The sequence below is a fragment of the Hallella mizrahii genome (assembly GCF_009695775.1).
Lineage (GTDB): Bacteria > Bacteroidota > Bacteroidia > Bacteroidales > Bacteroidaceae > Prevotella > Prevotella mizrahii.
Map to the genome: position 1 here is coordinate 40,857 of NZ_VUNG01000022.1, position 21,610 is coordinate 62,466.

Consider the following 21,610-nt stretch of genomic DNA (forward strand, 5'->3'; position numbering starts at 1 on the left):
CTGTATGATACCATACAAAGTTAAACAATTTATTGCATATTCCCTATTTTTTCTTCGAAAACATTTGGGCTATTTTTAAATGGTAGGTGTCCTATTTTAGGCCTCGATGATTCCAGCCTTCTTCCAATCTTTAATGGTACATTCTGCATCTTCAAGTGCTTGGGAATGGGGAAGCGGAGTCGTATCGTCGAGCTGATAATTATCCATTAGTATTTTTGCGAGTGTCTCTGCAGTAAACTCTTTGTCTTGTATCTCGTTCCAAAGAAGGGCAGCGCTCTCGTTCATGCTGATTATAGAGGTGAAGTCTATATTTTCCTTGCCCTCAGCAACGATGAGGTTTTGACCACATACCTTTCTGATTTTAAATCCTTTCTTAGCTTTCATATTCTTATTTATTATTACTTTATTTGATAGTAAGACTCCTTAGCTAAATAATGCTGTTGTAGCCTTTGACTTTAGTGGTTAAACTGTGCCGAAAACAGGAATCCAAATTCTTCTGTAAAATGCAAGCAAGTATCGTCGCACAGGGAATAAACGTGTCCAAATCCAAGAATAGATCTTCCATTTCTTTCCATCTGTTCTGTCGAGTTTTTCTCTTCCTTTTCGATAAAAACCGACTACTGCTCCTTTTATATCGCTAAGTCGGCAAAGCTCTGTACCTATATTACCGTCACCACGCAACGTCACCTGATCATGGTCGATGCTGATGATGCGGTGAAGCACATAGTGCCTGGGAGCTATCTCTGCTAAAACGGGATCGCCAACTTGCGGATGAGTCGCCTTGGTCATTAAAGCCTTGTCTCGGTTGTCTTCCAAGAAGGGTCTCATAGAGTAGCCTCGTAAACGAAGCGTGATCGTGTGCCCTTCATTCATCAGTCTGACGATTTCTGGTAAAATCACCGAATTAGGGCATTTAATTTCTTCCATGGCCGTTGTTGATATGGATTTCTTGGTAACAGATCTCTGCTGCTTCCTGATTGGGGAGACAATGCAGTGTATAGACAGGCACATGCTCTATGATTTTACCAATCGTATTACAGATGTGGTCGAAGATGTCCGAGTCCCATTTCATGGAAGAGCACGAGGGAAGGAAAGATGCAAAAGCATCTATGGGCGATAGCTTTTCTATAGAGTTTACCTTAGCTCTGTCAATACGTGTGATAGCGCCTAATCTTGCTTTGACTTTTCTGTAGCAGGGAGTCTTTCCGCTCCAAGGAGATCCATAGATATAGACATTATCTTCTATGATCCTGATGATAGGATTATCGTCATTCATCAAATCAGAGCCAGGAATATAGCGTAGCCACATGCTGACTTGTGTTGATTTGCCAGTTCCGCTTTTGGCGATGAAAGGATATCCCCAACCATTGTTCCTGACTAATGAGGCATGAACAAGGAGTGTGTCGCGATAGCTTGATGCAAAAGCAAATACCAACATGAGTGCATTGTTGAGCCCAAACTTGCGCATCGTGTTGTTGCCGTTCAATGCGCATTGGCATTGAGAGAAGTCTTTGTTCGTTATCAGCAGACAACATTCGCGTCCGTGTATGTCTTTGATGATATATTGATATCCCCCATTGTCAAGTAGGTCTACAATGGTGTCTCCATTGCCAGTATCAAAGACGCGGATACGTTCGCGCTTGTCTTTCGGCCAAGGCTTGGTCTGATCGTCTACTCGTAGAGAAAACAATACATCATTGCCTTTACCATGCTCTGTAAGAAAAGGACGCAGTGAAGGCAACAGCTGTAAATCATTGACATCGTTGGGCGGAAAGCCGATGAAGCATTCGAAGTCTGCAACTTCAAAACAATATGAGGTGGACTGATGAGGCTGAGGTGGTGTATATTCCACTGTAGATGTTAGTTGTCTTCTGGTTTGATGGCTTGATAAGTGAAATCACTTAATTTCAGATATTTGATGTCAAACTTACCTTTGTCGACGTATTTCTTTCTGAGATTCAGAAATTTCTTCTCTGCCTCTTTCTTGGTCAGTCCATACGAAGTGATACAGACGGCATGCTTCCACCCCTTTTGGTCAAGATAGTCTTGGAGCTGATAGGAATAGTTTTCTCTACTGTAGAGAAAATTTGTCTTTGTGTCGATATATGCCGAATCCAGTCTCTGTAGCTCTGTGAAGTAGACCGTGGAGTCGTTGAAAGAGGCAGCAAAGCCATAAATATAAATGGTCTTTGCTGTGTTGGCTGCTGAGATGCCTAACGTAGCAAACATAGCACAAATTCCCAACAGACATCTTTTGATATTTCTCTTCATATTGTTTCTTTATTACGTGATTTCTTGTTCCTCAAGGATGTCAGTGCTCTCCCCAAAGATATCATAGTGCAAAGATACGAAAAAAAAGGTGTATAGAGCAAGTCCATACACCTTTTTTAATATATTAGAGCTTTCTATTGCATCATGTGCTTCTCTTATTTATTTGTCAGTACCGATATTTACGGCCTTGTAGTCGGTCTTGCCCGATGGCCATTCTCCTGTGATGAACAGCACCGGATTCTTGCTTGTAGAAGCATCTTTGACAGCATCCTGGAGATCGGAGATGGTCTTCATCGGCTTGTCATTGACGGTCAGAATGATAAATCCATTGCTGATGCCGCCATCTTTGAACGCACCGCTCTTTACATCCTTGACCTGCAGGCCATAGCTGATACCCAGCTGCTTCTTTAAGTCTGCACTGACAGGAATGACCTTGGCACCAAGAACATCCAGGTCTGCGGTCTTGATCACTTTGGTGTTGCCTTGCATATTTTTGACGGTGACCGACTTGCTCATCTTCTTCTTGTTGTGAAGCCAAGTGATTGTAATCTTGTCGCCCGGATGCTTGCTGTTGATGACCTCTTGCAGTTCTGCCATCTTGGTGATATTCTTGCCGTCAACACCTACGATGACATCGCCTTTCTCAATACCGGCAGCAGAGGCGGCACTATTGTCTTCTACTTTGGCTACATAGACTCCGTCTACGGTACCAAGGTCGGGCACATCCTTGTTTTGATCTTTCAGGTTGTTGATATAGTTGAGCACATCCTGACCTTGAATGCCAAGATAAGCGCGCTGTACGGTGCCGTATTTCTTCAAGTCGTCGATCACCTTTGTCATGATGGCAGTAGGAATGGCGAAGCCGTAGCCGGCATAGGAACCGGTTTCGGAGAATAGCATGGCGTTGATGCCGACGAGCTCTCCCTTAGTGTTGACGAGCGCACCACCCGAGTTGCCTTTGTTGATGGCGGCATCGGTCTGAATGAAGCTTTCAACACCGTTGGCACCGAGTGTACGTGCCTTGGCACTGATGATGCCGGCCGTAACGGTGTTGTTCAGTCCGAAGGGATTACCTACGGCGATGACCCATTCACCAACCTTCAGATTGTCGGAGTTGCCGATTGGAAGGGTAGGCAGATTCTTACCGTCGATCTTGATTAGGGCAAGGTCGGTGGTTGGATCCGTGCCTATGATGCGTGCGTTGAACTCTCTGTTGTCTTCGAGGGTGACGGTCAGCTCATCAGCACCGTTGACAACATGGTTGTTGGTGACGATATATCCGTCTGGGCTGATGATGACTCCAGATCCGGCTGCTTCCTGCTTTGGCGTTCTGATCTGGCGTTTTTGTACGCCGCCGTTGCCGCCATCGGGATTACCGAAGAATCCGAATGGATCAAAGAAGTCGGAGAAAGGATCGTTCTGTACCTCCACTGTTTTTGTTTTGGAGTTTTGGACGTATTTAATGTAGACCACCGCAGGCAGAGCCTTTTCGGCAGCATAGGTCAAATCAACCGGTTGTCCTGCTATTTCCACTTTGTTGGTGGCTGCAGAAGCATTGGCATACTCGCCGATGGGTAGGGTCAATGCCATGGAGCAAAGTCCTACAAGCAAATAATTGGAATACTTTTTCATTCTTTCAATGGTTTATGTTTATTACTTTATGATTTACACTTGAATCTTTGTTTCACATTGTTGTCAGTTCCTCTATATCCCTGACAGATAATTGACGAATACTGCTGATACGCTTGCAAATATAGCATCAAAAGATGAATGACTGACATTTTGTCCTATTACTTTATCTGACTTTAACACATTCTTTTTTGAACTTAACTGCTATTAAGTAGAATAAAAGTTGATTTTACATTCCTTTAAAAACTTACAAAATATTAATCGGTCGGTTGGTCGTTTGGAGATTATTTATTACTTTTGCAAGATGTAAGGCAGTGCTCCGGCTCGTCGCTGGCATCGCTTCAGATGCGAGAGGAAAGTCCGGGCAGCAAAGGACACTTCACTTCCGAAAATAGAAGCTATTGGCAACAGTAGGTGTAGGCAGAAGAAAATAACCGCCGCTCCTCGTGGGCGGTAAGGGTGAGAAGGTGGTGTAAGAGACCACCAGCCGGCGGGTGATCGTCGGGCTGTGCCGTCTGGGGGCTGCAAGTTCATGTAAACTATCGTCATGTCAGGGTTGTCCGCCCGATGCTACTTTGATGGCAACGATAGAGGGTAGAACGCTTGAGTGATGGGGTGACTCATCAACTAGATAAATGACAGAGCACCGTCTTTTCCTGAGAACAGACGGTTACGGAACCCGGCTTATCAGGGCACTGCCTTACTTTTTTTGTCATCGCATACAATATAAAGAGAGAAACAGGGTTATCTCAGTTGGAGATATTCTCTTTTCCAATAACCAACATAAGAGAATTTTAGGCAGAGACATTTTAATTTAATTATTCATGGCTTATGAAAGATTTAGAGCCTAACATACTCAACGATTATGAGCACCGTATTGCCCGCATCATCGAACACTATGGCGACGAGGAGAAGTTTCCCCGGATGGAGCAGTATGGCATAGTGCGTGAAGAGCTGGACAGCTTCCTTTCGGCTTATCAGGACATCCTTGACAGTGAGGGCACGCAACGGCAGCAGCTCACGCTCTATGGTGTTATCGCTGTACTACCTGTATTGGTGTTGAGTGCTTTTCCTGAGGAAAGTTTGCCTTGGGGTAACAAGTCGCTGTTTGTGGGTATAGCCGTTGGATTGGCTTTGGCGTTCATGGCCAAAGGAGTGAGAATGTTGGTGACACGCTATCGATTGTCTCAGTTGAAAAAGGAACAGAAAGCGTACGCACAATACGCAGACGCGGTGGATCAATACCTGCTCACCAAATCTTTATGAATACTTAATTACAATATCTATATGACAAATTTATGAAAGACTTACAGTTGCCGGATTTTATGAAGTACAGCGACAAATACTCAGCAACGGGGTTTGTCGAGAAGATTTCTCATATCGCTAAACGGGCAGGAGCCAAACTCGTATATGCTGCGCTCATTCTTTACTACACGCTTCAGAGCAAGGATGTACCATTGAAGGACAAAGCGATTATCATTGGTGCTTTGGGCTATCTGATCAGTCCTTTGGATGTTATCCCCGACGCAATACCTATCGCAGGATTGGGCGATGATGTGGCAGTATTGTTGTATGTGTTACGCAAAATCAAGGGTGACCTTACCGACGATGTGAAGAAGCGTGCTTACGACAAACTGTCGAAATGGTTTGATGAGGACGAGATTGAAGAGGCCAATCATCTCTGGGACGATGCCGACCAATAAAAAATACTCTTCCGTTTGCAAAGGATTCTCATTTATGTTTAGTAACTTTGCACTCGTATTTAGGAGTATCGAATTGGAGGATTGAGATCAGAGTGATGCTGAGAAGAAAGATCATACCATTCATTGTGAGGCGGAGGGTCTATTTTGCGGTGATTCTCCCATTGATGTTGTTGTTTTGGCTTACTTGCATGGCTTTGCCAGCAACGGAAAACGACATGCGCAAATCTGTCTGTTTGGTGGACGGCACTGCTACGCTTTGCCTGAGTGATGGTCAGCATGTTACAGACTTACAGGTGCATCCCATCCATCAGCAAGGTGTCTGGATCAATCGCCATTGGTGGTGGCCCAGTTGTGACGGCCGGGTATTAACATTGCTTGCCTTACCTTCTTCTCATTTTAGCAAGATACAGCCTGACTCTGCTTTGAAGCGTCAGCGCGACTCACTGGCGGTGGCTCTTCATCGTTCTACTTTGGTCAGGAAGGAGTTGGAATATTATCTCCGTTGTCATAATGTTCAGGATGAGGGCTACAACCGCATTGCTGCTTACAGCGCATGGCAGCAGCACCAGCTTGACTCTTTGAAAAGTTTAAATGTTGCAACAAGTAAGTTGGGGCAACGCCATTTGACTTTTCTCTATAAATGCAACTTCACAGTGTCGTGGTACGATGACAAGGGACAGTCGCATCATCGTTCGTGTCGGCAATTGCGGATTCCGGTAGACAGTATCAGCCTGCCCATCATTGTTCATACCGACAAGACTGTCGTTCCGTGGGGATGCCGTGCAGTGAAGAATGTGCCTTGGGGAGTATCCAGGCACAAGGAGGTGATCACCGTCACCCTGACGACAGCCGACAACCGGCGGAAAGACCATACGATTCTTACCCGTGGCGATTATGACCTTGGGCAGAAAGTTGGGGTGGCACACGCTTTTGCACAACCGGGCACTGCTGTCTTTACGCTTCATGGTCGTTTTGTGGGATTGGTGGGAAAGGAGGGTTCACTATGAAATCTTCATTGAGAAATCTTCTCTCTGCTTTTCTTTTCATGCCGTTATTGTCTTTTGTGTTCAACGGCTGTACAGTGAAGACCAACGACGTTGCCAAGATGTCGTGGCAAGGTAAGACTTACCAGGGACAGACGCTTCATGGCAAGCCTGATGGCTTGGGTACGCTCACAGATGGTGACTCCATTATATATAGTGGTATATGGAAGAATGGTTTGCGCCAGGGTAAAGGGTGGACTTTGGACTCATTGGGAAACCGCATAGACGGTGTATGGAACCATGACACACTGACGAGTGGTGTGCGTAGGGATTCTGCCGGACTTTATAAGGGTGACTTTAACCGTCAGCTTCAAGCCAATGGCTATGGCACGCTGATCGATCATCAGGGCACGCTTTATGAGGGCTTTTGGCAAAAGGGAAGTCGCAGAGGTTTTGGCTTTTCCAGTCAGCATCGTTTCTTCAGAGTAGGAGAGTGGAAGGATGATGTGTATAAAGGAGAACGGTTGAACTACAATTCCTCACGGCTCTATGGCATCGACTTGTCGAAATACCAGCATGTGAAAGGAAAGCGTCATTATGGCATCGACTGGTCGCGCCTGCGTATTACCCATCTGGGCACGCTGTCGAAGAAAAATGTAAGTGGACACGTGAACTATAAAGTATCGTTTGTCTTCATTAAGTCAACGGAAGGCAGTTCCATGCTCAATCCATACTATCTTTCGGATTATGCCGCTTCACGTAAACACGGCTATTCTACGGGTACCTATCACTATTTCACGCATCGCTCGTCTGGCAGTCAGCAGGCAGCTTTTTTCTTGTCTAATAGCCGTGTGGCGCAGAATGACTTGCCGCCGGTGCTGGACTTGGAGTTGCTGCCCAGTCAAATACGTAAGATGGGAGGAGTGACAATCATGTGGCAAAATGTGAGAGCATGGCTTCGTACGGTAGAGCATCGCACGGGCAAGCGTCCTATTCTTTACATCAGTCAGACTTTTGTCAACCGCTATCTCGACTCGGCTCCGGACATCAAGCATAGTTATCCCATTTGGATCGCACGCTACGGTGAATACAAGCCCGACATCAAACTGAAGATATGGCAATTGGCACCCGACGGGAGAGTCGATGGTATTCACGGAGAGGTAGATATTAACGTGTTTAATGGCTATAAAATCGAATTTTAATAGAATTTCCTTTCATTTTGATTGATTTTTATTCAAATATAGTATCAATTCAAATAAAAATTACTATATTTGCAACGAGTTTAATCAATAAAGGGAATTATATGTTGGATATCGAAATGGTGAAGCAGTTCTACGCTGCTTATTCTTCCAAGATTTCAACGGTAAGAGGGACATTGAAAAGACCGTTGACCTATGCCGAAAAAATACTCTTTACTCATCTTTATGATGAAGCATCGTTGAAGCCACTGAAGCGTGGCGTCGATTATGCTGATTTCCGTCCGAACAGAGTGGCAATGCAAGATGCTACGGCACAGATGGCCTTGTTGCAGTTCATGAATGCAGGAAGAGAGCATGTCGCTGTTCCAGCTTCAGTGCATTGCGACCATCTCATTCGAGCTGATGAAGGTGCCAAGGATGATCTTGGAGTGGCTTGTAAAGAGAATAAGGAGGTATATGATTTCCTTCGGTCTGCATCCAATAAATATGGTATTGGCTTTTGGGGTCCTGGTGCAGGCATCATCCATCAAGTGGTTCTGGAAAACTATGCATTTCCAGGAGGCATGATGATCGGCACGGACTCTCATACGCCCAACGCGGGAGGACTGGGCATGGCCGCTATCGGTGTCGGCGGTGCTGATGCCGTGGATGTTCTTACCGGTCAGCCTTGGGAGCTGCGTATGCCTCGTATCATCGGCGTGCATCTCCACGGAGAGCTTCAGGGATGGGCGGCACCGAAAGATGTCATATTGACGATCCTCGGACTGTTGACAACCAAAGGCGGTACCAATGCGATCATGGAGTATTTTGGTGAAGGCACCAAGAGCCTGTCTACCACGGGTAAGGCTACGATCTGCAACATGGGAGCAGAACTGGGTGCAACCTGTTCTTTATTCCCCTATGACGACAATGCTGATGAGTATCTCTGTCAGACCGGGCGAGAGCAGGTGGCCACGATGGCGCGTCAGCATGCTGTGGATCTCAGAGCTGATGCTGATGTGGAGTTCCATCCTGAGATGTATTATGATCAGGTCATCGACCTCGATCTGTCCAAGATAGAGCCCCATCTCAATGGTCCGTTCACACCGGACGCTGCCACACCGATTTCTCAGATGAGAGAGAAAGGTCCCGCCAACGGTTATCCGATGAACGTGGAGGTAGCACTGATAGGGTCGTGCACCAACTCGTCTTACCAAGACTTGTCGCGTGCGGCTTCTGTCGCCCGTCAGGCTTTGGCATTGCATCTGAAAGTGAAGGCACAGCTTATCGTATGCCCAGGTTCAGAGCAGATCCGCTGCACTGCTGAGCGCGATGGGATCTTGGATGACTTCCGTGCCATAGGTGCCGTGGTCATGGCCAATGCTTGTGGGCCCTGTATCGGTCAGTGGAAGCGGCACACCGATGACAATACCCGAAAAAATGCTATTGTCACTTCTTTCAATCGTAATTTCCGCCGCCGTGCCGACGGCAACCCCAATACCTATGCTTTTATCGGCTCGCCTGAGATGACCGTTGCTTTGGCTCTGGCTGGTAAGTTGGACTTCAACCCAGCTACGGACTGCTTGGTCAATGAAGAGGGAAAAGAGGTGATGCTCAAAGAACCTCAGGGATTTGTTTTTCCTCCTCAAGGCTTCACCTGTGGAAATAAGGGAGATGCCATCAGCACTTTGGAGCAAGAGGGCCTTTTCGTACCTCCTACAGAGCAACACACCGATATGAATGTTGTTATCTCCCCCGATTCACAACGTCTGCAACGGCTGGAGCCTTTCGCGGCTTGGGATGGAAACGACTTACAGGACATGCCGCTGTTAATTAAGGTGAAAGGTAAGTGTACGACCGATCACATCTCCATGGCGGGTCCCTGGCTCCGTTTCCGCGGACATCTCCAAAACATATCCGACAATCTGCTGATGGGTGCCGTGAATGCTTTCAACGGTGAGAGCAACAAGGTGAAGGATCAGATCGACGGTCAGTATAAAGCCGTCTCCGCCGCAGCGAAAGACTATAAAGCCCACAACATGGGCAGCATCATCGTGGCAGAGGACAACTATGGTGAGGGGTCTTCGCGCGAGCATGCGGCTATGGAGCCCCGTTTTCTCAATGTCAAGGTAGTGTTGGCAAAGAGCTTCGCCCGCATCCATGAGACCAACTTGAAAAAACAAGGTATGCTCGCACTGACGTTTGCGAATAAGGATGACTATGATAAGGTGCAGGAGGATGACCGCATCTCTGTGGCTGGTCTGAAAGCGTTTGCGCCCGGCAAGCCGCTGACCGTCACTTTGACGCATAAGGATGGAACGAGTGATAGTTTCGAGGCGCTCCACACCTATAATCAAATACAAATCGAATGGTTCAAGGCTGGCTCAGCTTTGAACAACCTTTTAAGATCATAAACAGGATACTATTATGAATATCAGCAAACAAAACGGGGCACTCATAGTACCCGATCATCCGACTATCCCTTTCATCGAAGGAGATGGTGTAGGCAAAGAGATATCACCCATCATGCGCGAGACTGTGGATGCCGCAGTATCGAAGTGCTATGGCGGTAAGCGCAAAATCGAATGGAAAGAAGTGCTCGCCGGTGGTAAAGCCCACGAGCAGACCGGAGAATGGCTGCCAGAGGCCACGATGGATGCCTTCCGTGAGAGTCTTGTGGGCATCAAAGGTCCTCTGATGACTCCTGTCGGTGGCGGTATTCGTAGTCTGAACGTAGCGCTGCGCCAAGGACTCGACCTCTATGTTTGTCAGCGCCCTGTACATTGGTTTGAAGGTATCGAGAGTCCTGTGAAGCATCCGGAAAAAGTGGATATGTGCATCTTCCGTGAAAACACGGAGGACATCTACGCAGGCATCGAGTGGGAGGCAGGCTCAGACGACGCCCGTAAGTTCTACCGTTTCCTCCATGACGAGATGGGGGTTACGAAGGTTCGTTTCCCTGAGACCTCAGGCTTTGGTGTCAAACCCGTCAGTCGTGAGGGGTCAGAGCGTCTTGTCCGTGCGGCCATCGAATATGCCTTGTCCCACAATCTTCCGTCCGTGACCTTAGTTCACAAAGGCAACATTATGAAGTTCACCGAAGGTGGATTTAAGAAATGGGCTTACGAGTTGGCTGAGCGCGAGTATGGTGATGCTTTGAAGTCCGGACGCCTGGTGATAAAGGACTGCATCTGCGACGCTTTTTTGCAAAATGCGCTTTTGAAGCCGCAGGACTATAGTGTCATTGCCACGATGAATCTCAATGGCGACTATATCTCTGACATGTTGGCGGCTCAGGTGGGTGGTATTGGCATTGCTCCTGGCGGTAATATCAATTACCAGACGGGACATGCCATCTTCGAGGCTACTCACGGCATCGCTCCCGACATAGCAGGAAAGAATATCGTCAATCCTTCGAGTATATTGCTTTCGGCGGTGATGATGCTCGACTACATCGGATGGAAAGAAGCCGGAGAGGCCATAGAGCAGAGTTTGGCAGAGCTCTATCGTCACCATACGGCCACGGCTGACCTTGCGCGGATGATGACCGACGGCAAGTCGTTGGGTACGAGAGAATTTGGTGACGCTGTCATCAAAGGTATTTTGAAGTAAGCTAAAAGTTACGGTGTTATGAGAAAGGAATATCTGATATACAAGTTGAGCGATGAGGTGAAGAACTCTTGCAAGATCCCTCGCGAGGCTTTTACTAAATATGGTGTGAAGCGTGGACTGCGCAACGAGGATGGCACAGGTGTGCTTGTCGGACTGACCAATATCGGTAATGTCGTTGGCTACGAGCGTAATGACGACGGATCGCTGCGTCCTTGTCCGGGTCGGCTCTACTATCGTGGCTATGAACTCGACGATCTTGTCTCTCCTCTGTTGAAAGAAAAGCGCTTCGGCTTCGAGGAAATCGCTTATCTGCTTCTTTCGGGCAATCTGCCCGACGAGGAGGAGTTGACGGCTTTCCGTGAGCTGATCAATGAGAATATGCCGCTTGACCATCGTACGATTGTGCACATCATCGACTTGGAAGGCAGCAACATTATGAACATCCTGGCCCGTTGCGTGCTGGAGATGTACACCTTCGACCCCAATCCCGATGACATCTCGCGCGACAATCTCATGCGCCAGTCCATCGAGTTGATCGCCAAGTTCCCCACGATCATCGCCTACGCTTATAACATCTATCGACACTCCATGCAGGGCAGTAGTCTCAATATCCGTCATCCCCGTGAGAACATGACGATCGCTGAGAACTTTCTCTATATGCTTAAGGATGAAGACTTCACCGAACTCGACGCGCGTATGCTCGATTTGCTGCTTATCATCCAGGCTGAGCACGGTGGTGGTAACAACTCCACGTTCACGGTTCGCGTGACCTCCTCAACCCGCACCGACACCTACTCCAGTATAGCTGCGGGAATCGGCTCTCTCAAGGGACCTTTGCATGGTGGTGCCAATATCAAGGCGATCAACATGTTTCATCATCTCAAGGAGCAGATCTCTGACTGGACCAATATCGATGAGATCGACACCTATCTCAACCGCATGCTCAACAAGGAGGCTTACGACAAGACAGGTTTGGTTTATGGCATCGGCCATGCCGTATACACCATGAGTGATCCGAGAGCTGTGGAACTAAAGAAACTGGCCGGTGAGCTCGCCAAGGAGAAAGGCATGGTCAAGGAATACAACTTCCTGAAACTCATCGAGCAGGAGGGCGTGAAGTGCGTGTCCGCATTCCGCAAGACCACAAAGCCTATCTGCGCCAACCTCGACTTCTACAGTGGTTTCATCTATGAGATGATCGGGCTCCCGCAGGAGATCTATACACCTATCTTCGCTATGGCACGTATCGTCGGTTGGACAGCACACCGCATCGAGGAATTGAATTTCGAGGGCCGCCGCATCATCCGACCTGCTTACAAGAACATCTTGGAGCAGAAAAGCTATGTGCCCATCAAGGACAGATAACCTTGACGGCTTAATAATTCTTAAATATTAAGTGATTGAAAGCCGTAGACACACAGCATCTTGGAAAAATGTAGTAACTTTGCATCTGCTTCTACGAGTTAGGAGCATGATACAAACAATTAATCGTTTATACAAAACAAAATGGCAACAAAAATCAGATTACAGCGCGGTGGTCGCAAAGGCTATGCTTTCTATAGCATTGTGATCGCTGATGTAAGAGCACCACGTGATGGTAAGTTTACAGAGAAAATCGGTACTTTCAATCCGAACACCAATCCTGCAACCGTAGATTTGAAATTCGACCGTGCTTTGTACTGGGTAGAAGCCGGTGCACAGCCTACAGACACAGTTCGCAACATCCTTAAGGGTGAGGGCGTCTACATGATGAAGCACCTGCGCGGTGGCGTTAAGAAGGGTGCTTTTGACGAGGCTGCCTGCCAGCAGAAGTTCGACGCTTGGAAAGCTGCCAAGGAGCAGAAGTTAAATGCTGTTCGCAGTGCAGAGACCAAGAGCCGTCAGGACGCAGCTGCTAAGGAGTTGGAGGCTGAGAAGAAAGTGAACGAGGCTATTGCTAAGAAGGTGGCTGACAAGAAGGCTGCTGAGGCTGCTGCTAAAGCAGAGGCTGAGGCTGCAAAGGCTGCTGAGGCTGCTCAGGCTGAGGCTCCTGCAGAGGAAACACCAGCAGAGGCTTAACCCTCACTTTTCTTTCAAAGAAATAACTAAAGGATGTATTGCTTATAGCAGTGCATCCTTTTTTTATGGCATTTCGATTGCGTGGCATGTTTTTTGTTGTTAATATCTCAAAAAACAGGAGGATAAGATTATGGCATTTATTGATTATTACAAGATTCTTGGCGTCGACAAGGACATCCCGCAGAAGGACGTCCGTCGGGCATATTTGAAACGTGCAAAACAGTTCCATCCGGACTTGCATCCTGATGATCCAAAGGCGAAAGCCAAGTTTCAGGCTCTTAACGAGGCTTACGAGGTGATCAATGATCCTGAGAAACGTAAGAAATACGATCAGTTTGGCGAGCACTGGAAAGAGGCTGATGCTTTCAATGGAGCCGGTGGCGCAGGAGGTAATGGCGGCAGCACGTTCCATTGGAGTTCGAGTGGCGGTTCACCGTTCGATGATTTTGACTTTTCGCAATTTGGTGGCGGTGGAGGCTTCTCCAGCTTCTTCCAGGATCTCTTCGGCGGTATGGGCGGCGTTCATTCCTCGGCTGGTGGCAGCAGGATGCGGACAAGTAGGGGTGAGATGAATGCCAATGTCTATATCGATCTCTACACCGCATTGCTCGGTGGAGAAATCGTCATTCAGCTCAATAATGGCAAGAAGATCAAACTGAGAGTAAAGCCGGAAACCCAAAGCGACACGAAAGTGCGTGTACGTGGTCAAGGCTATGACAGGGGTGACGGTACCTATGGCGATTTGATCATTACTTACAAAGTGAAGTTGCCGACAAATCTCAACGATAAGCAAAAGAGTTTGCTCCATCAGATGCAGATGGCACAATAAACACGGGATGTCATAGGACAATTCTCGTTATCATAGAACAAAGAATTTAGTTCAAGCAGTTTCTATCTCATGGTAGGAGCTGCTTTTTTTGTTTTCGCATCGTGACTGCTCATTGAAAGTGAGAGAAATAAAGCCACTTTTGCGTCATTCTCTTTGTGTTGAAGGCTTGATAAGAAAGAATGATTTTCAGGCATTTCGATTTTTTCTAAAGTAACTTTTGAGGGCTCGTTTTTTTTTAGTAACTTTGCATCATATTATCAATACGCGGAAACATAAAATCATTATATAATGAAGATTTCTTATAAATGGCTCAAGGAATACGTTGATTTCGACCTCACACCACAGGAGACAGCGGACGCGCTCACTTCTACAGGTTTGGAAGTTGACGCCTTGGAGGAAGTTCAGGCAATCAAAGGAGGATTGAAAGGACTTTACGTTGGTAAGGTGCTCACGTGTGAGATGCACCCCAATAGTGACCACTTGCATATCACTACGGTGGACCTTGGTAAGGGCGAGCCCCAGCAGATCGTATGTGGAGCTCCCAATGTGGCTGCCGGTCAGAAGGTCATTGTGGCAGACCTTGGCTGCGTGCTTTATGACGGCGACAAGGAGTTCACCATCAAGAAATCAAAGCTTCGTGGCGTGGAGAGCTATGGCATGATCTGCGCAGAGGATGAGATCGGAGTGGGTACTGACCATGCCGGTATCATCGTGCTCCCCGACGACGCTGTCGTCGGCACGCCCGCAGCAGAATACTACCATCTCGAGAGCGACTGGGTCATCGATATAGACATCACCGCCAACCGTGCTGATGCGCTCAGCCACTACGGCGTAGCGCGTGACTTGTATGCCTGGCTCGTCCAGCGCGGCTACAAGACCAGTCTGCACCGTCCCGACTGCTCACGTTTTCATGTCGACAACAACGATCTGCCCATTGAGGTAGATATAGAGAACCACGAGGCCTGCAAGCGCTATGCCTGCTTGAGCATCACAGACTGTGATGTCAAGGAGAGTCCTAAATGGCTTCAGGACAAGCTGACGGTCATCGGCCTCCGTCCGATCAACAACATCGTGGACATCACCAATTACATCATGATGGCCTATGGACAGCCGATGCATTGCTTCGATGCTGATATGGTCAAGGGGCATAAGATCGTGGTTCGGACGCAACCCGAGGGAACAGAGTTCATCACACTCGACGGCCAGAAGCATATCCTTGGCGAGCACGACCTCAGTATTTGCAATGCCGAAGAGCCGATGTGTATTGCCGGTGTCTTTGGCGGAAAGGGCAGTGGCACCTATGAGACAACCAAGAATGTGGTCTTGGAGAGTGCTTATTTCCATCCGACATGGATCCGCAAGAGTGCCCGCCGTCATGGATTGAGCACAGATGCCAGCTTCCGTTTCGAGCGTGGCATCGATCCCAACGGCACCATCTACGCTTTGAAGCAGGCCGCCATCCTCTGTCAGGAATTGGCTGGCGGAAAGGTGTCGATGCAGATCAACGATGTCTATCCGGAGCCGTTACCCGACTTTAAAGTAAATCTGAAATATGAATATTGCGACAGACTGATTGGTAAGCAATTAGGTCACGATACAATCAAGAGTATCGTCAAGAGTTTGGAGATGCGCATCGACCATGAGGACGAAGAGGGACTCGAACTCACCGTACCTGCTTATCGTGTGGACGTGCAGCGTCCCTGCGATGTCGTTGAAGACATTCTTCGCATCTATGGTTACAACAACGTAGAGATTCCTACTCAGTTGAAATCTTCGTTGACGGTTGCTGGTGAGGAGGATAAGGATCATCGACTGGAGAATATCGTCAGCGAGCAACTTGTGGGTTGCGGTTTCAATGAGATTTTAAACAACTCTCTGACCAAGACTTCATACTATCAGCCCAATGAGCTCAATGCTTATCCTTGGGAAAAGGCTGTGAAGATCATGAATCCGCTCAGCTCAGACTTGGGCGTGATGCGTCAGACGTTGCTCTTTGGCGGCTTGGAGTCGCTGTCCCGCAATATCAACCGCAAGGCCAAGAATCTTCGCTTCTTCGAGGTTGGCAATGTCTACAGCTATGCAGCTGAGAAGAATACCCCCGAGGCTCCTATCAAGGCTTATTCCCAAGACTATCATCTCGCCCTTTGGCTGACAGGTAAATTTGTTGAGGGGTCTTGGGCACATGCCGACGAGGACGCTTCAGTCTTCCAGTTGAAGGCTTATGTCTGCAATATCCTGAAACGCGCTGGTGTCGCTCCGCACATGCTTGTCGAGGCTCATAGCGAGAACAACATCTTCTCGGAAGGTATCGCACTCAACAACCGCGCCGGCAAGACGCTCGTCAACTACGGAAAACTCAGTCATAAGGTGTTGGCACCGCAAGGCATCGATCAGGATGTCTTCTACGCAGAGTTTGACTGGACTGGCATCTTGAAGGCTATCAAGAAAAATAAGGTTGAGTTCAAAGAACTCAGCAAGTATCCTTCCGTGAGCCGTGACCTGGCTCTGTTGGTCGACGACAACGTGGAGTTTGCTCAAATCGAGCAGATCGCTTACCAAAGCGAGAAGAAGTTCTTAAAGCGGGTCGAACTCTTCGATGTCTATCAGGGCAAGAATCTGCCGAATGGAAAGAAGAGCTATGCCGTCAACTTCATCCTTGAGGACGAGGACAAGACGTTGAACGACAAACAGATCGACGCTATCATGAAAAAGCTCATCAACAACCTTACCACGAAGCTCGGTGCCGAGCTGCGATAGGGTGGAGGTGCCATGCAAAGCGTAAAGCAAAATAGAGAATCAAAAATAATATAGTTAAAGATTTAAGCTACGAGATTAGCTACATTACTTTTCAATTATGGGAAGAGCATTTGAATACCGTAAAGCTACAAAGCTGAAAAGATGGGGCCACATGGCCCGTACGTTTACCAAGTTGGGCAAGCAGATCGCCATTGCTGTCAAGGCTGGTGGTCCTGAGCCGGAGAACAACCCGACGCTGCGTGCCATCATCGCCACTTGCAAGCGCGAGAACATGCCTAAGGACAATATCGAGCGTGCCATCAAGAATGCAATGGGCAAGGATCAAAGCGACTACAAGGAGGTTTCTTACGAAGGATATGGACCTCACGGAATTGCTGTCTTTGTAGACACGCTGACGGACAACACGACCCGTACGGTTGCTGACGTGCGTTCTGTATTCAATAAGTTCAATGGTAACTTGGGTACACAGGGCTCCTTGAGCTTCTTGTTTGACCACAAATGTGTGTTCACTTTCAAGAAGAAGGACGACACCAACATGGATGATCTGATTCTGGAATTGATCGACTTCGGAGTGGACGATGACTACGACGAGGATGAGGAGTCCGGTGAGATCACCATCTATGGTGAGCCGACAAGCTTTGGCGACATTCAGAAGTATTTGGAGGAGAACGGCTTCGAGATCACCAGCGCGGAGTTCACGCGTATTCCTAACGATCTGAAGGACGTCACACCCGAACAGCGTGAGACAATCGACAAGATGGTTGAGCGTCTTGAGGAATTTGACGACGTACAGAATGTCTATACAAATATGAAGCCTGAGGAGACTACAGAGGAGGCTGAATAATGTAGAAACGCAGATTAGTAAAACTGCATAGAAACAAGACCGCATTTTCCATCATTATTGATGCTAAAATGCGGTCTTTTTTTAGGCTATTTATGACATTGTGTCTTTTTTGTAAATATAACTGACATTTTACCGGCTTCATGGTGGCGATTTTCTGGAGGAGACTGAAGTTTGATCCGAAAAACGCGAAATTTGGCTTGTTTTTTATAACGTACTGATAATCAAGAGCGTATATAGTTTTATGAAAAAATAGACGGTATTTATACAGCTATTTCTTATGGAAATATCTGTAAAAGTACTATTTTCTGTTGATCATCACGGTTGTTTGACTCGTAGAAACAAGTGAGATGACACGGTCAAACAATAAGTTTCTTCATCTCATCTTACTGTTTTGATCATGCTCTTAGGCAAAACGGTTGTGAAAATCGTTGTTGAATCGTTGTTTGTGCCTTATAGACTATCTAGAATGCACAACTTTTATGTAGATGTTTTGTAAGGATAAGTGAGTCTTCAATCAGCTGTTGCGTTTCAGAATGCATATCTATTTATTTCTTCTAATAGCCATGTATGATTTATAATCTTATATTTATAATAATCATACTTTATTTCATGAATAATTGGAAAAAATATGAGCTATAATTTTGTTCTTTTGAAAGAAATCGCTAATTTTGTGAACTGTTAATTCATTAACTAATATATTATGAAGGTACACGAATATCAGGCAAAGGAGTTCTTTGCCCATTATGGTTTGCCCGTAGACAGTCCTATTTTGTGTCGCACCGTTGATGAATGTGTCGACGCTTATCATCGATTAGGCTCAGGGCGAGTAGTTGTCAAGGCACAAGTGCATACCGGTGGTCGTGGTAAAGCCGGTGGTGTGAAGCTCGCCGCTTCAGAAGAAGAGGTGCGCAAGGTGGCATCTGATATCCTTGGGATGACAATCAAAGGGTATGTTGTTGACCGTGTACTCGTCACAGAAGCAGTGAATATAGACAAAGAGTATTATGTCAGCATTTTGATCGACCGGAAGAGCAAGTCTCCTTTGATGATGCTGTCCCGTGCCGGTGGTATGGACATCGAGCAGGTTGCTAAGGAAACACCGGAGAAGATCGAGAAGATAGTGATCGATCCGCTTATCGGCATGGCTGATTTTCAGGCTCGCGCTGCCGCTTACAAGTTGTTCGATGATAAGGCAGTGGTAAAGCAGGCCATACCACTTTTCAAGAATCTCTATCGTCTCTTTATGGAGAAGGATGCTTCGCTGGCAGAGATCAATCCGCTCGTGTTGACAAAAGAGGGACAGCTGAAAGCCATTGACGCCAAGATGACTTTCGACAATAATGCGCTTTATCGTCATCCTGATGTGGCTGAACTCAATGAGCCTACCGAGGATGAGAAGAAGGAACTCTATGCTAAGTCGAAGGGCTTCAGCTATGTCAACTTAGGTGGTAATATCGGATGTATGGTCAACGGTGCCGGATTGGCTATGGCTACGATGGACATGATCAAGCTCTATGGAGGCAATCCTGCCAATTTTCTGGACATAGGTGGCAGTTCCAACCCTGAGAAGATCGTGGATGCGATGAACTTGTTGATGAGCGACCAGCATGTGAAGGTGATATTGATCAACATCTTCGGTGGTATCACCCGTTGCGATGATGTGGCAAAGGGACTCTTAGAGGCTTTCAAGAGCATCAAGACCGATATGCCGATTGTCATTCGTCTGACAGGTACCAATGCTGAGGAAGGGCGCCGTCTGTTGCAGAATTCTCATTTCATCGTGGCAACGACGATGGCCGATGCTGGTCATAAGGCTGTGGAGGCCATGAACAATCTTTAATCTTTTAAAAAAGTATTATCATGAGTATTTTGATTAATAAAGATACGCGCCTGATCGTTCAGGGCATCACAGGCCGTGATGGGAGTTTCCATGCTGCCAAGATGAAAGAATACGGTACAAACGTTGTTGGTGGCACCTCACCCGGAAAGGGTGGACAGGAGGTGGATGGCATTCCTGTGTTCAACACAGTTCGCGAGGCCGTAGAGGCTACGAAGGCCAACACGTCGATCATCTTTGTTCCGGCTCCCTTTGCCAAGGATGCTATGCTGGAGGCAGCTGATGCCGGCATCAAACTCATCATTTGCATTACGGAGGGTATCCCCGTAGTGGATGCTGTCATTGCCCAGCGCTATATCCAGGTGAAAGGTGCTCATCTGATCGGCCCGAACTGCCCGGGATTGATTTCTCCAGAACTGAGCATGGTGGGTATTATGCCATCCAATATTTTCAAGAAGGGACATACCGGTGTCATCAGCCGCTCGGGTACATTGACTTATGAAGTCGTTGACAACCTCACAAAGGCTGGTATGGGACAGAGTACTGCAATAGGCGTCGGCGGTGATCCTGTGGTAGGTCTTTACTTCGAGGATTTGTTGCAGATGTTCCAAGATGATCCTGATACCGACTCCATTGCCTTGATAGGCGAAATTGGTGGTGATGCTGAGGAGCATGCTGCTGCCTATATCAAGAAACATATCACCAAGCCTGTCGTTGCTTTCATCGATGGTCGTACGGCTCCTCCGGGCAAGCAGATGGGCCATGCTGGAGCTATCATCTCCAGCAGTTCCGGCTCTGCTGCTGACAAGATTGCGGCTTTTGAGGCAGCCGGCGTGCCGGTGGCTATGGAGAGCTGCGAGATCCCAGGTCTTTTGAAAAAGCTGATGGGAAAAGCATAGTAAGCTAGAAATACTGTTGTTGAAGATAGAAGTCAGAGACCGGGGTTAGGGCGGGGATGAACCCCGCCCCTACTTGTCACCCTTGACACTGAATTGCGGGGAATTGTCTCCGACCCTAAACGTCGTTTGAAGTGGTGGGGAGTAGGGGCGGGGTTTATCCCTGCCCTAACCCCCTTGTCGGTAATCATTCTCCCCCTGTGCCATCTGTTTATATATCTTTTGCGGGGTTAGGGCGGGGATGAACCCCGCCCCTACATTGTCACCCTTGACACTGAATTGTGGGGGATTGTCTCCGATCCTAAACGTCGTTTGAAGTGGTGGGTTCGTAGGGGCGGGGTTTATCCCCGTCCTAACCCCCTTGTCGGTAATCATTCTCCCCCCGTGCCATCTGTTTATATATCTTTTGCGGGGTTAGGGCGGGGATGAACCCCGCCCCTACTTATCCCTTGACACTGAATTGCGGGGAATTGTCTCCGCCCCTAAACGTCGTTTGAAGTGGTGGGTTCGTAGGGGCGGGGTTTATCCCCGCCCTAACCCCCTTGTCGGTAATCATTCTCTCCCCGTGCCATCTGTTTATATATCTTTTTCGGGGTTAGGGCGGGGATGAACCCCGCCCCTACATTGTCACCCTTGACACTGAATTGCGGGGGATTGTCTCCGATCCTAAACGTCGTTTTGAAGTGGTGGTAGGGGCGGGGTTTATCCCCGCCCTAACCCCCTTGTCGGTAATCATTCCACCCCCGTGCCATCTGTTTATATATCTTTTGCGGGGTTAGGGCGGGGATGAACCCCGCCCCTACTTTGTCACCCTTGACACTGAATTGCGGGGAATTGTCTCCGACCCTAAACGTCGTTTGAAGTGGTGGGTAGGGGCGGGGTTTATCGAGGCTGCTGCCAAACTCCCTTTAAAAAGAGGGCGGATATGCATTTATTGGGGCGTGCAACTTATGGGAACTCAGAAACAGACCAGGCCAAAATTGGAAAAAAGAAATCGCTGGCGGATTTTAATG

General features: G+C 47.7%; 18 protein-coding genes and 1 other RNA gene. 14 read left to right on the top strand and 5 right to left on the bottom strand.

Translation table 11 applies throughout. The annotated features are described in order from the left end of the window. Positions 1-96: 96 nt before the first annotated feature. The 5 genes from FYJ73_RS09240 to FYJ73_RS09260 form a co-directional block, all read right to left on the bottom strand. Positions 97-384 (bottom strand): PqqD family protein, encoded by a 288-nt coding sequence (locus FYJ73_RS09240; protein ID WP_154534438.1) that lies wholly within the window; start codon positions 382-384, stop codon positions 97-99. A gap of 78 nt (positions 385-462) precedes the next feature. Then, positions 463-927, bottom strand: a complete 465-nt coding sequence (locus tag FYJ73_RS09245) for a S24/S26 family peptidase (protein ID WP_154534439.1) — start codon at positions 925-927, stop codon at positions 463-465. After that, the gene (locus FYJ73_RS09250; protein ID WP_419471144.1) at positions 914-1,852 is read right to left on the bottom strand and encodes a hypothetical protein; all 939 of its coding nucleotides are present in this window, start codon (positions 1,850-1,852) and stop codon (positions 914-916) included. The genes FYJ73_RS09245 and FYJ73_RS09250 overlap by 14 nt, the downstream gene beginning before the upstream one ends. Positions 1,853-1,860: 8 nt before the next feature. Next, positions 1,861-2,271: a hypothetical protein gene (locus tag FYJ73_RS09255; RefSeq protein WP_235899303.1), complete on the bottom strand. Its 411-nt coding sequence runs from the start codon at positions 2,269-2,271 to the stop codon at positions 1,861-1,863. Between the two features lie 159 nt (positions 2,272-2,430). Beyond that, positions 2,431-3,903 (bottom strand): Do family serine endopeptidase, encoded by a 1,473-nt coding sequence (locus FYJ73_RS09260; RefSeq protein WP_154534440.1) that lies wholly within the window; start codon positions 3,901-3,903, stop codon positions 2,431-2,433. 308 nt (positions 3,904-4,211) lie between these two features. On the opposite strand from FYJ73_RS09260, the gene rnpB reads away from it, so the two are divergent. From rnpB to sucD, 14 genes are all read left to right on the top strand, one after another. Further along, positions 4,212-4,603, top strand: an RNA gene (gene rnpB / locus FYJ73_RS09265) — RNase P RNA component class A. 128 nt (positions 4,604-4,731) lie between these two features. Beyond that, complete coding sequence (locus tag FYJ73_RS09270; RefSeq protein WP_154534441.1) at positions 4,732-5,166, top strand: hypothetical protein; 435 nt, start codon at positions 4,732-4,734, stop codon at positions 5,164-5,166. 32 nt (positions 5,167-5,198) lie between these two features. Beyond that, entirely contained in the window at positions 5,199-5,603 is a 405-nt protein-coding gene (locus FYJ73_RS09275; protein ID WP_154534442.1) for a YkvA family protein, read from the top strand. Positions 5,604-5,797: 194 nt separating this feature from the next. Further along, positions 5,798-6,610: a hypothetical protein gene (locus FYJ73_RS09280; RefSeq protein WP_154534443.1), complete on the top strand. Its 813-nt coding sequence runs from the start codon at positions 5,798-5,800 to the stop codon at positions 6,608-6,610. After that, positions 6,607-7,788, top strand: coding sequence for a GH25 family lysozyme (locus tag FYJ73_RS09285; RefSeq protein ID WP_154534444.1), 1,182 nt, complete (start codon positions 6,607-6,609; stop codon positions 7,786-7,788). Before FYJ73_RS09280 ends, FYJ73_RS09285 begins: the two co-directional genes overlap by 4 nt. 101 nt (positions 7,789-7,889) lie before the next feature. Further along, positions 7,890-10,178, top strand: a complete 2,289-nt coding sequence (locus tag FYJ73_RS09290) for an aconitate hydratase (protein ID WP_154534445.1) — start codon at positions 7,890-7,892, stop codon at positions 10,176-10,178. A 13-nt stretch (positions 10,179-10,191) separates the two neighbouring features. Further along, positions 10,192-11,376, top strand: a complete 1,185-nt coding sequence (gene icd / locus FYJ73_RS09295; RefSeq protein ID WP_154534446.1) for an NADP-dependent isocitrate dehydrogenase — start codon at positions 10,192-10,194, stop codon at positions 11,374-11,376. An 18-nt stretch (positions 11,377-11,394) separates the two neighbouring features. Further along, positions 11,395-12,741: a citrate/2-methylcitrate synthase gene (locus FYJ73_RS09300; protein WP_154534447.1), complete on the top strand. Its 1,347-nt coding sequence runs from the start codon at positions 11,395-11,397 to the stop codon at positions 12,739-12,741. Between the two features lie 141 nt (positions 12,742-12,882). Continuing rightward, a complete protein-coding gene (locus tag FYJ73_RS09305; RefSeq protein ID WP_154534448.1) occupies positions 12,883-13,434 on the top strand; it encodes a 30S ribosomal protein S16 in 552 nt (183 codons plus the stop codon). 130 nt (positions 13,435-13,564) lie between these two features. Next, on the top strand, positions 13,565-14,263 hold the full coding sequence (locus FYJ73_RS09310) for a DnaJ domain-containing protein (RefSeq protein WP_154534449.1): 699 nt from the start codon (positions 13,565-13,567) through the stop codon (positions 14,261-14,263). 288 nt (positions 14,264-14,551) lie between these two features. Beyond that, positions 14,552-17,020 (top strand): phenylalanine--tRNA ligase subunit beta, encoded by a 2,469-nt coding sequence (gene pheT, locus FYJ73_RS09315; RefSeq protein WP_154534450.1) that lies wholly within the window; start codon positions 14,552-14,554, stop codon positions 17,018-17,020. A gap of 97 nt (positions 17,021-17,117) precedes the next feature. Then, the gene (locus FYJ73_RS09320) at positions 17,118-17,864 is read left to right on the top strand and encodes a YebC/PmpR family DNA-binding transcriptional regulator (RefSeq protein WP_154534451.1); all 747 of its coding nucleotides are present in this window, start codon (positions 17,118-17,120) and stop codon (positions 17,862-17,864) included. A 700-nt stretch (positions 17,865-18,564) separates the two neighbouring features. After that, positions 18,565-19,704, top strand: coding sequence for an ADP-forming succinate--CoA ligase subunit beta (gene sucC, locus FYJ73_RS09325; RefSeq protein WP_154534452.1), 1,140 nt, complete (start codon positions 18,565-18,567; stop codon positions 19,702-19,704). 20 nt (positions 19,705-19,724) lie between these two features. Beyond that, positions 19,725-20,600, top strand: a complete 876-nt coding sequence (gene sucD / locus FYJ73_RS09330; protein ID WP_154534453.1) for a succinate--CoA ligase subunit alpha — start codon at positions 19,725-19,727, stop codon at positions 20,598-20,600. Positions 20,601-21,610: the final 1,010 nt, after the last annotated feature.

What these genes read in the sequence shown, in the direction of transcription:
- FYJ73_RS09305 (WP_154534448.1), top strand. Translation starts at nt 12,883, where the DNA reads ATGGCAACAAAAATCAGATTACAGCGCGGTGGTCGCAAAGGCTATGCT.
- FYJ73_RS09240 (WP_154534438.1), bottom strand. Translation starts at nt 384, where the DNA reads ATGAAAGCTAAGAAAGGATTTAAAATCAGAAAGGTATGTGGTCAAAAC.
- FYJ73_RS09320 (WP_154534451.1), top strand. Translation starts at nt 17,118, where the DNA reads ATGGGAAGAGCATTTGAATACCGTAAAGCTACAAAGCTGAAAAGATGG.
- FYJ73_RS09300 (WP_154534447.1), top strand. Translation starts at nt 11,395, where the DNA reads ATGAGAAAGGAATATCTGATATACAAGTTGAGCGATGAGGTGAAGAAC.
- FYJ73_RS09245 (WP_154534439.1), bottom strand. Translation starts at nt 927, where the DNA reads ATGGAAGAAATTAAATGCCCTAATTCGGTGATTTTACCAGAAATCGTC.
- icd (WP_154534446.1), top strand. Translation starts at nt 10,192, where the DNA reads ATGAATATCAGCAAACAAAACGGGGCACTCATAGTACCCGATCATCCG.
- sucD (WP_154534453.1), top strand. Translation starts at nt 19,725, where the DNA reads ATGAGTATTTTGATTAATAAAGATACGCGCCTGATCGTTCAGGGCATC.
- FYJ73_RS09270 (WP_154534441.1), top strand. Translation starts at nt 4,732, where the DNA reads ATGAAAGATTTAGAGCCTAACATACTCAACGATTATGAGCACCGTATT.
- FYJ73_RS09310 (WP_154534449.1), top strand. Translation starts at nt 13,565, where the DNA reads ATGGCATTTATTGATTATTACAAGATTCTTGGCGTCGACAAGGACATC.
- FYJ73_RS09285 (WP_154534444.1), top strand. Translation starts at nt 6,607, where the DNA reads ATGAAATCTTCATTGAGAAATCTTCTCTCTGCTTTTCTTTTCATGCCG.
- FYJ73_RS09290 (WP_154534445.1), top strand. Translation starts at nt 7,890, where the DNA reads ATGTTGGATATCGAAATGGTGAAGCAGTTCTACGCTGCTTATTCTTCC.
- sucC (WP_154534452.1), top strand. Translation starts at nt 18,565, where the DNA reads ATGAAGGTACACGAATATCAGGCAAAGGAGTTCTTTGCCCATTATGGT.
- FYJ73_RS09275 (WP_154534442.1), top strand. Translation starts at nt 5,199, where the DNA reads ATGAAAGACTTACAGTTGCCGGATTTTATGAAGTACAGCGACAAATAC.
- FYJ73_RS09260 (WP_154534440.1), bottom strand. Translation starts at nt 3,903, where the DNA reads ATGAAAAAGTATTCCAATTATTTGCTTGTAGGACTTTGCTCCATGGCA.
- FYJ73_RS09255 (WP_235899303.1), bottom strand. Translation starts at nt 2,271, where the DNA reads ATGAAGAGAAATATCAAAAGATGTCTGTTGGGAATTTGTGCTATGTTT.
- pheT (WP_154534450.1), top strand. Translation starts at nt 14,552, where the DNA reads ATGAAGATTTCTTATAAATGGCTCAAGGAATACGTTGATTTCGACCTC.